Below are 13975 nucleotides of genomic sequence, written 5' to 3'. Positions count from 1 at the left end.
TAGCGTTATGCGCCGACACAATGCGTCCAGATGCAAAATCAGAATGCGCTCACAGCCACGAATGAATCCTTCCTGCGCGATTTGCAGTTGTTCTGCCATATCGCGCGACGCGGCAGTTTCGTCGCGGCGTCGACGGAGATGGGGCTGTCGCCGTCGCATGTAAGCAAGCGCATCGCCATGCTCGAAGCCGGCCTCGGCGTGAAGCTGTTCCAGCGCACCACGCGGCGCGTCAGCGTGACGAGCGACGGCGAAGCCGCCCTGCAGTGGGCGCAAAAAATTCTCGACGACGTGCAGGGGATGGCCGACGCATTCGCCGATCGCCGCACCGAGCTAAGCGGTCTGTTGCGCATCAGCACGAGTTTGCGGCTCGGCCGCAAGCACGTTTCGCCGATTCTCGCGATGCTGCGCGAGCGCCACCCGAACCTCGAAATCTGGCTCGAGCTGCTGGATCGGCGCGCGGATGTGGTCGGCGAGAACTTCGATATCGACGTGCGCGTCGGCGAAGTGCAGGAGCCGCATCTGATCGCCCACAAGATGGTGGAGAGCGCGCGCATTCTGTGCGCGTCGCCGGCTTACGTCGAGCGGCACGGCGCACCTGTCGAACTGAACGATCTGACCGGCCACGATTGCCTGCTGTTTCGCGGCCGCGACGACCGCTTCGGGGTCTGGCGTCTGAGCGGGCCGCATGGGGAACGCAGCGTGAAGGTGACGGGCACGGTCGCGTCGAATCTGAGCGACATCGTCGTGCAGTGGGCGAAGGAGGGTTACGGGATCGTGATGGTGTCGATCTGGGACGTGGCCGAGAGCCTGCGCGCGGGCGAACTGGTGCGCGTGCTGCCCGACTACCAGCAATCCGCCGATGTGTGGGCGGTGACGGCAGAGCGCCTGTCGTCGTCGGCACGGATTCAGGTGTGCATCGAGTTTCTCAGGGAGCAGCTGACGCGCGGACCGTATGCGCTGGTGACACGCGGCGTGGGCGGACTCTGAGCGGCGGGCGCTTCTCAATGGCGCTCACACGCTTGAGTTTTTACACGCTCGACGCCGTATCTTCTTCCGCCTCGTCCAACTCGCTGCGTTGAACCGTGGTTACGGAGTCGGGAACGACCGTGCTAGCCGTGACGGGGCGCGGGTCTTCGATGCTGTACCGCAGGCGCCAGCCTGCGCGATAGAAACGCAATTCCCGGTATCGCATCAGATAGACGAGGCCGACGAGTGCCGCGCCGAAGCCCGAGGCCGCGCCGACCGCGAGCGCCCAGCGCGGGCCGAAACGGTCGGCGACCCAGCCGACCACCGGCGCGCCGAGCGGTGTGCCGCCGAGCGCGATCGCGAGCAGGATCGCGATCACGCGGCCACGCATCGCGGGCTCGGTGGTCAGTTGCACGAGGCTATTTGTGGAGGTGGTGAAGGTCTGCGTCGACACGCCGATCGCGATCAGCACGATGCCGAACAGCACGTAGTTCGGCATCAACGCGGCCGCCGTGCAGCCGACGCCGAACATCGCGCCGGCGCCGAGCAGCAGCCCCATCGTAGGCCTCGCGCGGCGCGCGGCGAGCAGCGCGCCGGTGACTGAGCCGATCGCCATCGTCGAACTGAGCACGCCGTATTCGCTGGCGCCGGCACGGAACGCGGTGACCGACATCGTCGAGATGAAGATCGGGAAGTTCAGGCCGAAGGTGCCGATCAGGAATAGCATCAGGAGCGCCGCCTTCAGGTCGGGGCGCGTCCACACATACTTGAAGCCTTCGACGAAGCTGCCGCGCGAGCGCACGTTGCGCGGCTTGATATGCAGCTGGTCGTGCCGCAGCATGCGCAGCGCGCCGAGCACCGCGACGAACGACAGCGCGTTGATCAGAAACACCCAGCCGGTGCCCACCGACGCGATCAACAGACCCGCGACCGCCGGCCCGAGCATGCGCGCGGCGTTGAACGACGTGGAGTTCAACGCGACCGCGTTGGCGAGATCACGCTCGCCGACGAGGTCGGATACGAAGGTCTGGCGCGCGGGGGAATCGAACGCGGTCACGCAGCCGAGCAGTCCCGCGAATACGTAGACCTGCCATAGCTGCACGAGCCCCGTGACCGTGAGCAGACCGAGTGCGAGTGCCAGCGTGCCCATCGCCGCCTGGGTCGCGAACAGCAGCTTGCGGCGGTCGAAATGATCGGCCGCGTAGCCGGTGAGCGGCAGCAAAACCATTTGCGGCCCGAACTGCAGCGACATCACGATGCCCACCGCCGTCGCGTTGTGATGCGTAAGCCCGGTGAGCACGAGCCAGTCCTGCGCCGTGCGCTGCATCCACGTGCCGATGTTCGAGACGATCGCGCCGCTCGCCCAGACACGGTAGTTGAATATGCGCAGCGAACGGAACGTGGTGCTCACGGCAGGGGTTTCCTCAACGCGGGGTGGGCCGATTGCGAGTAGGGGCTCGACTCGATGCGGCTTTAGGCGCGCGAGCTTTCGAGCAGATCGAGCACTTCCTGCGTCGTGCCGGTTTCGCCCAGGCGCGGGAAGATGCGCGTGATGCTGTTGGTGTGCGCGTCGGCGTTCAGGTCGGTCATCGCGTCGACGACGAGCGTGACGTGCAGGCCCGCCTCGCTCGCGAAGCGCGCGGTCGATTCGACGCCGATGCTGGTCGCGATACCGACGAGCACCACTTGCGTGACGCCTTGCTGTTGCAGATGCGCGGCCAGAGTGGTGTTCGTGAAGGCGCCCCACGTGCGCTTCGTGACCAGATGGTCCGACGGCTGCTGCTTCAGTTCAGGCAGCAGGTCGGCGAAGCCGGCCGGGAAGTCGGCGGAATGGCGACCCTGGTCGGTGCGGCCCGGTGCGCCGGCGGTGACGTTCACGAGCACGATGGGCAGGCCGTGACGGCGGAATGCGTCGAGCAGCTTGACCGAGCGTTCGACGATTTCACCGGCCGGGTAGGGGGCGGTGGGCAGCGCGACGATGCCGCGCTGCAGATCGATGACGATCAGTGCGGTCTTGGCGTCGAGAGTGGTGAGTGCCATGGAGGGCTCCTGCGATTGACGAGTTACAGATCGACGAGGCGTTTCAGCAGATCAACGCCCGTCGCGAGTTGTTGCTGTTCGGCTGCCGTGAAGCGCGTTTGAATCGTGCGGTACAGCCAGTCTTCGCGCGCCGCGCGGCTCGCCTTCACCTTCTTGCGAAACGAGGGGGTCAGCGAGAGAACCGTTTGCCGTCCGTCGTTGGGGTCGGGCGCGCCGCTGACAAGCCCGGCGGCTTTCAGTACCGCGAGCGTTTCTCCCATCGATTGCGGACGCATGCCGTGTGCGCGCGCGAGCGTGGTGACCGTGGCCGGGCCTTCGCGTTCCAGCAAGTTCAGCACCTGCACCTGCGACGGCGTGAAGTCGCCGACATGCGACTCTTCGCGCAGCCGCCGGCGCAGCTTGCCCGCCAGCACGCGCAGATCTTCGGCCAGCGTATGAAGTTCTTCCGGCGTAACCGGGGGAGGGGATTTGCTCATGCGATGAGCTCGCGCGATGACATGATTTGAAGGTTTCCTGATAAGGTTACCTTCGTATCTTGCCCGGGTCAAGTTTTGGAGTGACGGGAGACCGTGCGCCGGGGCGTCGCCACGATGGCCTCAACGCGCCCGCATGCGCCGGTTGAAAAAGCGCCATACCGCTCCGCCGACCAGCATCGCGCCGCCCAGCGCGAGGCCCAGCAACACCAGCGAACTCAGATGCTCGCGGACCACCGGCACGTTGCCGAACAGATAGCCGGCCGCGATCAGCGAGACCACCCACAGCGCCGCGCCCGCGGTGACGAACGCGACGAAGCGTGAGAAGGTCATGCGCGACACGCCTGCGGCGAATGGCGCGAACGTGCGCACCACGGCAATGAACGGTGACAGCAGGAAGGTCAGGCGGCCGCGGGTCTCGCTGAATGCGTGGGCGCGGCGCAGCGCGTCGCGGTTGAGCCAGTAGTAGTTGCGGGTGTAGACCTTGTCGCCGACCGCGTGGCCGATCGCGTAGCCGACGATGCTGCCGCCCACCGTCGCGACGAGCAGCACCGGCGCGACGATCCACACGTTCAATGCGCCGGTGGCCGCGAGCGCGCCGCAGATGAAGATCAGCGGATCGCCGGGCAGGAAGAACAGCGGCAGAAAGCCGTATTCGACGAACACGACGACGAACAGCAGTGCGTAGATTGCCGTGCCGAATTGCACGATCAGCGCGCTCAGGTGCTGGTCGAGGTGCAGCGCGATCTGCAGCACATTCATCAGGTTCATCTTGGCGTGGGCCTCGGGTGGCGTGCGGATGTGATGAGTGTAGACCCGCGAGCGTACGTGCGGGGCGCGCGCGCGAGTTTATGTCGTTTGACGCTTGTCGATGTTGCGGTGCCGATGTCAAACTCGGACAGTCTTCAACCGATGCAACGCCATGTCGCACGACTCTGCCATCACCTTCCGTTTCGCCGCGCCGCACGAAGCCGAAACGATTCGTGCAATCGAATTCGAAGCGGGGCTGCGTTTCGTCAGCGTCGGCATGACCGGGATCGCCGACGCGCCGCCGATGGCGCGCGAGGTCGCCGAGCGCAAGATCGAAGCGCGCGAGATCATCGTCGCTATCGACCACGACGCGATTTGCGCGGGCTTCGTGATGTTCGAGCCGCAGCCGACGCGCATCTACGTTCAGGAACTCGATGTGCTGACCTCGCACGCGGGAAGGCGCATCGGTGCGGCATTGATCGAGGAGGTCGCGCGACTCGCGCGTGCACGACAATTGACTCAACTCGTGCTGTCGACGTATCGCGACGTGCCGTGGAACGCGCCGTATTACCGGCGGCTTGGGTTTCGCGACCTCGATACGTCGGAGCTCGACGAGGCGTTACTCGCGCGGCGCGACGCGCATATCGCGCGCGGGCTCGATGAATCGAAGCGGGTGTTCATGCGGCGCGAGCTCGTCTAGCGCGCAAAAAGCGGCGGGCGTGACTGAAAATACAGTCACGCCCGCCGCTTTGTCATTTCGTACAGCGGACACGAGCCCGCTGTCACGACCGATTACACCGCTTCTAGTGCCGGATAGTCGGTGTAGCCGACTTCGCCGCGCGCATAGTACGTCGCCGGAACTGGCTTGTTCAGAGGCGCATCTTCAGCGAAGCGGCGCACCAGATCCGGATTTGCGATGTACAGCTGACCCCAGGCCACCGCATCCGCTTCGCCCGCGTCGAGCACGTGCTGTGCGGATTCCTTGGTGAACTTTTCGTTCGCGATGTACGGGCCGCCGAACGCCTGCTTCAGTTCCGGGCCGAGGCGGTCGTCGCCGAGCGCTTCACGTGCCGCGATAAACGCGATCTTGCGCTTGCCGAGCTCACGCGCGACATAGCCGAACGTTGCGGCCGGATCTGAATCGCCCATTGTGTGCGCGTCGCGGCGCGGCGCGAGATGCACGCCGACGCGGTTGGCGCCCCACACGCCGATGCACGCGTCGGTGACCTCGAGCAGCAGACGTGCGCGGTTTTCGATCGGTCCGCCGTAGGCATCGGTGCGCTTGTTGGTGCTGTCCTGCAGGAACTGGTCGAGCAGATAGCCGTTCGCGCCGTGCACTTCGACGCCATCGAACCCCGCGGCCTTGGCCTTTTCCGCGCCGTTGCGGAATGCTTCGACGACACCGGCGATTTCATCGAGTTCGAGCGCGCGCGGCGTCACGAACGGACGCTCGGGACGCACGTGGCTCACATGACCGCCCGCCGCGATCGCGCTCGGCGCGACCGGCAGCTCGCCGTTCAGGAATACCGGGTCCGAGATGCGGCCGACGTGCCACAGCTGCAGGAAGATCTTGCCGCCCGCGTCGTGCACGGCCTGGGTGACGAGCTTCCAGCCTTCGACCTGCTCCTGCGACCAGATGCCCGGCGTTTCCGCGTAGCCGACGCCTTGCGGCGTGACCGACGTCGCTTCGCTGAGGATCAGGCCGGCGCTCGCGCGCTCGGCGTAGTAGCGCGCCATCAGCGCGTTCGGCACACGGATTTCCTCGGCACGCTGACGCGTGAGTGGCGCCATGATGATGCGGTTCGGCAGCGTGATGTCGCCAATTTGCAGCGGATCGAAAAGTGTCGGCATGAGAGTTCACCTTTGGCGGCGGGCAGGGCCCGAGCCTCAAAAAAACTGCGTGAAAAAGGAAACGCGGCGATGCGAATGTGGCGCTCAGAGCGTGGCGTTCATGTATTCGAGGAACGCTTGAATGACGGGCTCGTTACGTTTGAAAAACACCCATTGACCGACCCGCTTCGACGTGACTAGCCCCGCGCGTTGCAACGCGGCGAGGTGCGCCGACACGGTGGACTGCGACAGGCCGCAGCGCGCATCGATCTTGCCCGCGCACACGCCGTGGTTGAGCGGCAACTCCTGATCGGCGAAATGCGCTTGCGGCTCGCGCAGCCAGCCGAGAATCTCCCGGCGGACCGGGTTGGCCAGGGCTTTGTGGATCGCGTCGAAATCGGGCGTCATGTGGATGGTTTTCAGGTGATTCGGCAATCGGCACGCCGCACGGCGTACGCGACATGCATCGCTACAGAACGAATCATATATCGTAATTATACGATATGTTTGAAAGCACTACTTGCAATGGGGCGATAGGTATCGACATGAAGATTTGTTCGAGCGGCGTGCCTGTGCATGGCGATCGACGAGTAGTTACGCTTTTCGGAACGGGCGATCTACCGACGTAGAAATGCCCGAAATGGGCTGCGCTCTCCTGAGTGCGTCATCGAGGACGGCTCGAACGGCTTCAAACGCGTAACGACCCAGATTGGCCGTATGATGCTGAAATCATTTCCAGGTTCCCGGATCCGGGTCCGCCATGCCATCAAAGAGCATAGATTCCAGCGGACATGAGCGCGTGACGCACGTGCCGGACGGCGATGCACACGTTGATGAGCCGAGCGGGCTCAACCGCTATCAGCGGACGCTGGTCATGGGGACGGGCATCGCGATCACGTTTGTGCTGGTGCTGTTGACCGGCGTCGTGCTGCACTCGGCGGTCGCGGAATTCATTGATGATCGCTATAGAGACTTCTCTTTACGCCAGGCTCGCCTGCAGTTGGAGTTTCTCGAGCGGGAAAGAACCTTGAGAGCCGCTGTCCTGCATGAAGAATCGGCGTGGGGCACGCGAGCACTTCCACCCGCGGCCCTCATTGACGAATTTGCCGCGCGGCATGGACAAGTCGTTTTGCAGAGACACGCAAATTTTGACCCGGTGATGATGCTCGGCGACATCGATCCGTCGCACCGTGCTTCGGATTACGCTCCGTATCTCGCACTCGGCGTTGATTTTCACTATCGTCTCGGACCTTGGGCCAAGGTGCAGACCAATGCGGTGTCAGGTTATTTCTATTCGCCTGACCGGCGCTTCGTCGGATTTTTTCCTACACCGGCATCCGGCAACCCGATCAAGCAAAGCGGCACGAAGGACGTCCGCGAGCTACTCGACCGAATTGCACCGGACATCGGCGATTTGACAGACCCAACGGTGGTCAAGCGATTGCGCGAGAGCGAGGGCGCGACCTGGTTTCCGCCTGCCACCGACCCATTTGGCAACCAGCCCGCAATCCGGATCGTCATGCCGGCCTTTAGCGAGGGCAAGATATTCCTCGTGGCTGTCCGAAATATTTACCTGGGTTCCCTCATCGAAATTCTTGCCGGGAGGTACTACGATGAAGAATCGTTGCTGCTCGATTCCGCCGGCAACGTCATCCTCAGTACAGCGACGCCGGGTACCGGCGCTGCACTGACGCAACGGATTCTCGAGTCTCGACCACAAGCGGCGGAGCGAACCGGAGAAAGCCGTCACTATCACAATCGACTGTTCACAGCCAGTGCAGAGGTAACGAATTCTGGCTGGAGCGTCGTTTACGCTTTCACATGGCGTACGATTCTGCACGACTTGGGGCCACGCCTCGCTGCTTATGTTGCAGTGATGCTGCTGGTCCTGGGCTTCATGTGGCTGCTTCTGTTGATGCTCGATCACAAGCTGTTCAAGCCCGACTATGAACGTTCGCAGCGAGTGTTCGAAAGTGAAGCCCTGAATCGCACGATGGTCGCCGCGGCGCCGTCCGGGTTCGCGCTGCTGTCTTTCGATCAGGGCGACATTCTGTTGCAGAGCAACCTGATGCAAACCTACGAATTGGACACGCCTCCAGACGAACCAAGGTTGCACGAACGTTTGCTCAGTCTCTACGACCGCAGCGCTGGCGCACCCGCGTGGCAGTCCGACCTGGAGATGCCGCTCAGGCTTGCCGACGGCCGCGTGGACGATCTACTGGTGAGCATGGTGCGCACCAAGTATCGCGGGAAAGATGTACTCCTATGCAGTTTTTCCGATGTCACGACGCTGAAGAACACCGAACGCAAGCTGGACGAGGCGCGTGCCGCGGCCGACGCTGCCAACCAGGCGAAGTCGGCGTTCCTCGCGATGATGAGCCACGAAATACGCACACCGCTCAACGCGATTCTTGGCAACCTCGAGTTGCTGGGACGCACGCCGTTGTCACCGTTGCAGGAAGGGCGCTTGGGGGTGGTCACGTCGTCGTCCACAGCGCTGCTCGGCATCATCAACGACATTCTCGATTTTTCGAAGGTTGAGTCGGGTCAGATGACGCTGGAGTCGATCAGCTTCGATCTCGGTCATGTAATCCGCCAGGTGGGTGCGATGTTCGAGCCAGTCGCGCAGGCGAAGGGGCTCGAGTTCGACTGCATGATCGACGACGCACTCGCGCCACACTATCTGGGCGATCCGACGAGAATCCGGCAGATTGCGATCAACCTGGTCAGCAACGCAATCAAATTCACGGCCACGGGCGAGGTACTGCTCGAGGTTTACCTCAAGGACGACACGGTCGCCGACTCTCCAATCGTGATCGGTGTGAGCGACACTGGCATCGGCATGACCCCACAGCAGCAGGAGACGCTATTTCATGCTTTTACACAGGCGGATTCCTCGATTGCGAGGCGCTATGGTGGAACGGGACTCGGACTCGCGCTCTGTCTGCGCCTTACCGAGTTGATGCATGGCACGATCCGGGTGAAGAGCGAATTGAATTCCGGCAGTACCTTTGTCGTGACCTTGCCCATTCGGGTGAGCGCAGCCACACCGGTCGAGGCTCCAGAAAATATCAAAGCCGAATCGAAGCTCGCCGACATCGACACACGCACCATTCACATCCTCGTCGTCGACGATCAACTCGCAAATCGGGAATTGCTCGTCGCGCAACTTGCCACACTGGGATACGAGGCCGATATGGCCGATAGTGGCGGGGCGGCATTGCAGCGCTTCAACGAGCGCCACTACGATCTGGTAATGACCGACATCAATATGCCGGGGATGGACGGGTACGCGCTCGCGCGGTGCCTGCGCGCCCAAAGCGCGACCGTGCCGATCATCGCAGTGACTGCGCATGTCGCCGCAGAAGAGCGCGCGCGATGCACGAAAGCGGGAATCGACGAGGTCCTGCTCAAGCCGGTGCTGCTTGACGCCATGGATGCGGCGGTACGGCGGCTGGTCAACGAGGCCGGCAAGCGCCCCGCGAATAACGTCGCGGCCATGCGCGACATCTCGCTAGGGCCATTGCCCGAGCACATCCACGCTGCGATGATCGGGGCGCTGAAAGAATCGCTTCGTGAACTGCATACCGCCATTGAACTCGGCGATATGAAAACGGTGCTGGCCCAGCTTCATGCGGTCCGCGGCTCCTTCGCGATGATTCAGGAGATCGAAGTGGCAAATGCGTGCGCCCAGATGGAGCAGCAAGCCAGAAGTCACGACATCCCTGCCGTCAAGGACGGGCTCGATCGTTTCGAGCCATTCGCTTATTCGACACTCGCGCGGCGCATGATGAGCGCACAACCGGACGCCTGAGTTTCTGGCCTCAGCGACGCACCGCCCGGGGCACCTGTTCTGTTCCCCCTTGATGCCCTAGCGCACGCGACAGGTTGCCCACCTCGCGCTTGAGCAACTCCGCGAACTGCGCGACGCGCTCATCTGTTACGCGCACGCTCGGCCCGAAGATGCAGACCGAGCCCGCCACCTGGTTTGCGCCGTTGAAGAACGGCGCGGCCACCGCGACGGCACCTGCGATCAGCTCGTGATGACTGGTGCCGAAACCCTGTGCCCGGACCGCGTCGAGATCGGCGGCGAGCGCCGCGACGTCCTGATTCGGATCGGTCAGATAGCGCCGCAGATCGTCCGCCGACAACGGCATCTGCGAAAGAATCGTGCGGCCGCTCGCGCCGATCACGAGTTTCTCGCGATAGCCGACCCCGCGCCGGAAACTGAGCGGCTGCGGACTTTCCAGTTCGGCCACGCAGATCCGGTAGGTGCCTTCCGGCACGAACAACGCGACCGTCTCCGAGGTCGCTTCCCAAAGCTCGCGCAGCATCGGCTGCGCGAGCTGCGCGATCGTATTGTTCGCCATCCACGCATGCGCGAGTTGCGCAACCGAACTGCCGAGCCTGAAGCGCTGCGGCTCGCCCGACGACGCAAGAAAGCCGTTCTGTTCGAGCGTGTTCAGAAGCCGGTACAGCGTCGGTCGGCTCAGATCGACGCGGGTCAGAAGCTCCGCGACGGTCAATTCCTTGTCCCCTGGCCGGAATGCCAGAAGAATTTCTAGCGCCCGTTCGACTGCCCGCACATTTTCGTGCGGCTTTTTTTCTTCCATTTGAAATTTCCTTTCTACGCCGATCCGCGTCGATTGCACATTGTAGTGAAGGTCCCTAGCGGCACGAACTTGACGTCGGTCAATCTGTCCGTACAATGAGAACAGATTCTCACACAGCGGACAACTTTAAGTCGGAGGAAATATGGACAAGAACATGTCGGAGACCCTGGTTCGCACTGGCCCAGGCACGGCGATGGGCAATCTGATGCGCCGCTACTGGGTGCCGGTGCTGCTCGTGAGCGAAATCGCGGAGCCCGATTGCCCGCCGGTGCGCGTGCAGATCCTTGGCGAAAAGCTGCTCGCGTTCCGCGATTCCGATGGCCAGCCGGCGCTGATCGACGAGTTCTGCTCGCACCGCGGCGTGTCGCTGTACTTCGGCCGTAATGAAGAGAACGGCATCCGCTGCTCGTATCACGGCCTGAAATTCGACCGCAACGGCAACTGCGTGGAAGTGCCGTCCGCGCCGCAGGCGTGCAAACACATGGGCATCACCGCTTATCCGTGCATCGAACGGGCGGGCATCGTGTGGGCGTACATGGGACCGAAGGATCGCCAGCCGGCGCCGCCGGATCTCGAGTGGTGCAACCTGCCGGAGAGCCACGTGTTCGTGTCGAAGCGGCTGCAGGAATCGAACTATCTGCAGGCGATGGAAGGTGGCATCGACACGAGCCACGTGTCGTACGTGCACCGTTACGAAGTCGACGAAGACCCGATGCACCAGGGCACGAAGGCGCTCGACTACATCAAGGCCGACGGCAACGTGATCTTCGAGATCGAGAAGCAGCCGTTCGGCCTCACGCTGTTCGGCCGCCGCAACGGCGAGCCGGATTCGTACTACTGGCGCGTCACGCAGTGGCTGTTCCCGTGGTACACGCTGATCCCGCCGTTCGGCGATCACTCGCTCGCGGGCCACGTGTGGGTGCCGATCGACGATCACAGCTGCTGGGCGTGGAGCATCAATTTCCGCCCGGACCGTCCGCTCGACGAGCAGGAACTGGCCGACCTGAACGCAGGCAAGGGCATTCACTGCGAGTACGAGGAAGGTGGCAGGTTCCGTCCGAAGGCGAACAAGGACAACGACTACCTGATCGACCGTCAGGCACAGAAGGACAAGCGCGCGTACTCGGGCGTGTTCGGCTTCGCGATGCAGGACGCGTCGCTGCAGGAAAGCATGGGTCCGATCCAGGACCACAGCAAGGAGAAGCTGCTGCCGACCGACCGCGCGATCGTGATGGCGCGCCGCATGATGTACGAGGCGGCCACGGCGCTGGTGCCCGACACCGATCCGCCCGCGATCGACGCCGACCAGCAGCGCGTGCGCGCAGCCGGCGTGCTGCTGCCGCGCGAGCAGAAGCCGCAGGAATGGGCGGTGATCCATCTGCACGATGGCAAGGACCAGCCGATCTACTCGATCTGATCTACGGCGGAGCCGGACTTCGCTCCGGCTCCGCGTCTCGTCGTCTGGTCCGACTGGGACCTTCCGCCTATTCCGCAAAAGGAGGCCGGCACGCGCCGGCATGCAATGCAGCAACGTAAAAGACTCGAGCACAAGGTCGCGCTGATCACCGGCGGCGGAGGCGGCATCGGTGCCGCGACCGCGCGCGTGTTCTGCGCGGAGGGTGCCGCGGTAGTGCTGGTCGATGCGAACCCGGAAGCGCTCGCGCGCGTCGCCGACGAACTGAAGGCGGCCGATCCGTGCGCACGTGTCGAGACCTTCGCGGCCGACGTGTCGCACGAAGGCGACGCAGTGCGCGCGGCGGAACTCGCCGCCGATTCGTTCGGCCGGCTCGACGCGCTGGTGAACAACGCGGCGATGCGCAACTACAGCGCGCTCGCCGACGCGACGCCGGCCGAATGGCAGGCGATGGTGTCGGTCAACCTGGTCGGCACCTCGAACTATTGCAGGGCGGCGCTGCCGTTCCTGCGTCGCGCCGGGCGTTCGAGCATCGTCAACGTCTCGTCGTGCTACGCGGTGACCGGCCGCAAGGGCATGGGCCTGTACGACGCCACCAAGGCCGGCATGCTCGCAATGACCCGCACGCTCGCGTTCGAGGAGAGCGCGAACGGCGTGCGCGTGAACGCGGTGTGCCCAGGTTCGACGCTGACCGAATTCCACGTGAACCGAGCCATTGCGTCGGGCAAGAGCGTCGAAGTGCTGAAGACGCAGCGCCAGGACACGTCGCTGATCGGCCGCTGGGCATCGCCCGAAGAGATCGCCTGGCCGATCCTGTGGTTTGCGAGTGACGAGGCATCGTATATCACCGGCACGACGCTGATGGTCGACGGCGGCCTGTCGGCGATGTGAGCGGAGGAGGTGGCATGAACATGACCGATTCCACACTGATGGTACGTGTCGCCGCACGGCGCGACGAAGCCGACGGGATCGCCGGCTTCGAGTTCGTCGACGTCGACGGCCGCGACCTGCCGCCGTTCGAGGCGGGCGCGCACATCGACGTCTACGTGCCGGGCGGCCCGGTGCGGCAGTACTCGTTGTGCAACGCGCCTGGCGAGCGTCACCGGTATCAGATCGCGGTGTTGCGCGACGCCGATTCGCGCGGCGGATCGCAGCGCATGCACGACGCAGTAAACGAAGGCGACGCGATTCGCATCGGCGTGCCGCGCAATCACTTCCCGCTCGCAAGGGATCACGCGAAGCCTCTATTGCTCGCGGGCGGCATTGGCGTGACGCCGATTCTCTGTATGGCGGAGCACCTGGCCGCCATGGGTGCAGCGTTCGACATGCATTACTGCGCGCGCTCGAAGAGCCGTGCGGCGTTCGTCGAGCGGATTGCCGCGTCGCCGTGGGCGCATAACGTGCAATACCACTTCGACGACGAGCACGGCATGCTCGATCTCAACGCACTGCTGACAGACGCCGAGGCGGATCGGCATCTGTACGTATGCGGTCCGCAGGGCTTCATGAACGCGGTGCTCGACACGGCGCGCTCGCTCGGCTGGAGCGACGATCGCCTGCACTACGAGTACTTCGCGGCGGCGCAGCCTGCCGGCGATGGCGCGTCGTTCGACGTGCGGCTGGCGCGCTCGGGCCGCGTCGTGTCGATTGCGGCCGATTGCACGGTCACGCAGGCGCTCGCCGCGGCGGGCGTCGAGGTGCCGGTGTCGTGCGAGCAGGGCATCTGCGGCACCTGCGTCACGCGGGTGCTCGAAGGCGAACCCGACCACCGCGACCTGTTCCTGTCGCCGCAAGAGCAGGCCCGCAACGATCAGTTCCTGCCGTGCTGTTCACGTGCGAAGTCGAGGGTGCTCGTGCTCGATCTCTAACGGTAAGCGCCGGCCCGGCCG

13 protein-coding genes are annotated in these 13975 nt (G+C 63.9%); 6 read left to right on the top strand and 7 right to left on the bottom strand.

Features of this window, described 5'->3' with window-relative positions:
- Positions 1–30 precede the first annotated feature (30 nt).
- A complete protein-coding gene (locus L0U84_RS29990; protein WP_233855690.1) occupies positions 31–987 on the top strand; it encodes a LysR family transcriptional regulator in 957 nt (318 codons plus the stop codon).
- Between the two features lie 40 nt (positions 988–1027).
- Here the strand turns inward: L0U84_RS29990 and L0U84_RS29985 are convergent, their stop codons facing one another.
- The 4 genes from L0U84_RS29985 to L0U84_RS29970 all read right to left on the bottom strand — a co-directional run bounded on the left by L0U84_RS29985 (position 1028) and on the right by L0U84_RS29970 (position 4250).
- Positions 1028–2377 (bottom strand): MFS transporter, encoded by a 1350-nt coding sequence (locus L0U84_RS29985; protein WP_233855689.1) that lies wholly within the window; start codon positions 2375–2377, stop codon positions 1028–1030.
- Between the two features lie 62 nt (positions 2378–2439).
- Positions 2440–3006, bottom strand: coding sequence for an isochorismatase family protein (locus tag L0U84_RS29980; protein WP_233855688.1), 567 nt, complete (start codon positions 3004–3006; stop codon positions 2440–2442).
- A gap of 23 nt (positions 3007–3029) precedes the next feature.
- Entirely contained in the window at positions 3030–3482 is a 453-nt protein-coding gene (locus L0U84_RS29975; protein ID WP_233855687.1) for a MarR family winged helix-turn-helix transcriptional regulator, read from the bottom strand.
- 120 nt (positions 3483–3602) lie between these two features.
- On the bottom strand, positions 3603–4250 hold the full coding sequence (locus L0U84_RS29970; protein WP_233855686.1) for a VTT domain-containing protein: 648 nt from the start codon (positions 4248–4250) through the stop codon (positions 3603–3605).
- 151 nt (positions 4251–4401) lie between these two features.
- On the opposite strand from L0U84_RS29970, the gene L0U84_RS29965 reads away from it, so the two are divergent.
- On the top strand, positions 4402–4929 hold the full coding sequence (locus L0U84_RS29965; protein WP_233855685.1) for a GNAT family N-acetyltransferase: 528 nt from the start codon (positions 4402–4404) through the stop codon (positions 4927–4929).
- Positions 4930–5021: 92 nt separating this feature from the next.
- On the opposite strand, the gene L0U84_RS29960 is transcribed toward L0U84_RS29965, so the two are convergent.
- Positions 5022–6080 carry an alkene reductase gene (locus L0U84_RS29960; protein ID WP_233855684.1) on the bottom strand — a complete coding sequence of 353 codons (1059 nt, stop codon included), beginning with the start codon at positions 6078–6080 and terminating at the stop codon, positions 5022–5024.
- Positions 6081–6164: 84 nt separating this feature from the next.
- Positions 6165–6467 (bottom strand): ArsR/SmtB family transcription factor, encoded by a 303-nt coding sequence (locus tag L0U84_RS29955; RefSeq protein WP_233856874.1) that lies wholly within the window; start codon positions 6465–6467, stop codon positions 6165–6167.
- A 391-nt stretch (positions 6468–6858) separates the two neighbouring features.
- On the opposite strand from L0U84_RS29955, the gene L0U84_RS29950 reads away from it, so the two are divergent.
- On the top strand, positions 6859–9873 hold the full coding sequence (locus L0U84_RS29950) for a response regulator (RefSeq protein WP_233855683.1): 3015 nt from the start codon (positions 6859–6861) through the stop codon (positions 9871–9873).
- 10 nt (positions 9874–9883) lie between these two features.
- On the opposite strand, the gene L0U84_RS29945 is transcribed toward L0U84_RS29950, so the two are convergent.
- Complete coding sequence (locus L0U84_RS29945) at positions 9884–10672, bottom strand: IclR family transcriptional regulator (RefSeq protein WP_233855682.1); 789 nt, start codon at positions 10670–10672, stop codon at positions 9884–9886.
- Between the two features lie 142 nt (positions 10673–10814).
- Between L0U84_RS29945 and L0U84_RS29940 the strand changes: the two genes are divergently transcribed.
- From L0U84_RS29940 to L0U84_RS29930, 3 genes are all read left to right on the top strand, one after another.
- A complete protein-coding gene (locus L0U84_RS29940; RefSeq protein WP_233855681.1) occupies positions 10815–12089 on the top strand; it encodes an aromatic ring-hydroxylating dioxygenase subunit alpha in 1275 nt (424 codons plus the stop codon).
- A gap of 105 nt (positions 12090–12194) precedes the next feature.
- Entirely contained in the window at positions 12195–12977 is a 783-nt protein-coding gene (locus L0U84_RS29935) for an SDR family NAD(P)-dependent oxidoreductase (protein WP_233855680.1), read from the top strand.
- Positions 12978–12991: 14 nt separating this feature from the next.
- Positions 12992–13954, top strand: coding sequence for a PDR/VanB family oxidoreductase (locus L0U84_RS29930; protein ID WP_233855679.1), 963 nt, complete (start codon positions 12992–12994; stop codon positions 13952–13954).
- The last annotated feature ends 21 nt before the right edge of the window (positions 13955–13975 follow it).

This window comes from Paraburkholderia sp. HD33-4, from assembly GCF_021390635.1.
Taxonomy (GTDB): domain Bacteria; phylum Pseudomonadota; class Gammaproteobacteria; order Burkholderiales; family Burkholderiaceae; genus Paraburkholderia.
This window is presented reverse-complemented; position numbering and strand designations above follow the sequence as displayed.

Excerpts from the sequence above, each read along its gene's own strand:
- L0U84_RS29990 (WP_233855690.1), top strand. The coding sequence starts at position 31 with ATGCAAAATCAGAATGCGCTCACAGCCACGAATGAATCCTTCCTGCGC.
- L0U84_RS29980 (WP_233855688.1), bottom strand. The coding sequence starts at position 3,006 with ATGGCACTCACCACTCTCGACGCCAAGACCGCACTGATCGTCATCGAT.
- L0U84_RS29975 (WP_233855687.1), bottom strand. The coding sequence starts at position 3,482 with ATGAGCAAATCCCCTCCCCCGGTTACGCCGGAAGAACTTCATACGCTG.
- L0U84_RS29970 (WP_233855686.1), bottom strand. The coding sequence starts at position 4,250 with ATGAACCTGATGAATGTGCTGCAGATCGCGCTGCACCTCGACCAGCAC.
- L0U84_RS29965 (WP_233855685.1), top strand. The coding sequence starts at position 4,402 with ATGTCGCACGACTCTGCCATCACCTTCCGTTTCGCCGCGCCGCACGAA.
- L0U84_RS29960 (WP_233855684.1), bottom strand. The coding sequence starts at position 6,080 with ATGCCGACACTTTTCGATCCGCTGCAAATTGGCGACATCACGCTGCCG.
- L0U84_RS29955 (WP_233856874.1), bottom strand. The coding sequence starts at position 6,467 with ATGACGCCCGATTTCGACGCGATCCACAAAGCCCTGGCCAACCCGGTC.
- L0U84_RS29945 (WP_233855682.1), bottom strand. The coding sequence starts at position 10,672 with ATGGAAGAAAAAAAGCCGCACGAAAATGTGCGGGCAGTCGAACGGGCG.
- L0U84_RS29940 (WP_233855681.1), top strand. The coding sequence starts at position 10,815 with ATGGACAAGAACATGTCGGAGACCCTGGTTCGCACTGGCCCAGGCACG.
- L0U84_RS29935 (WP_233855680.1), top strand. The coding sequence starts at position 12,195 with ATGCAGCAACGTAAAAGACTCGAGCACAAGGTCGCGCTGATCACCGGC.
- L0U84_RS29930 (WP_233855679.1), top strand. The coding sequence starts at position 12,992 with ATGAACATGACCGATTCCACACTGATGGTACGTGTCGCCGCACGGCGC.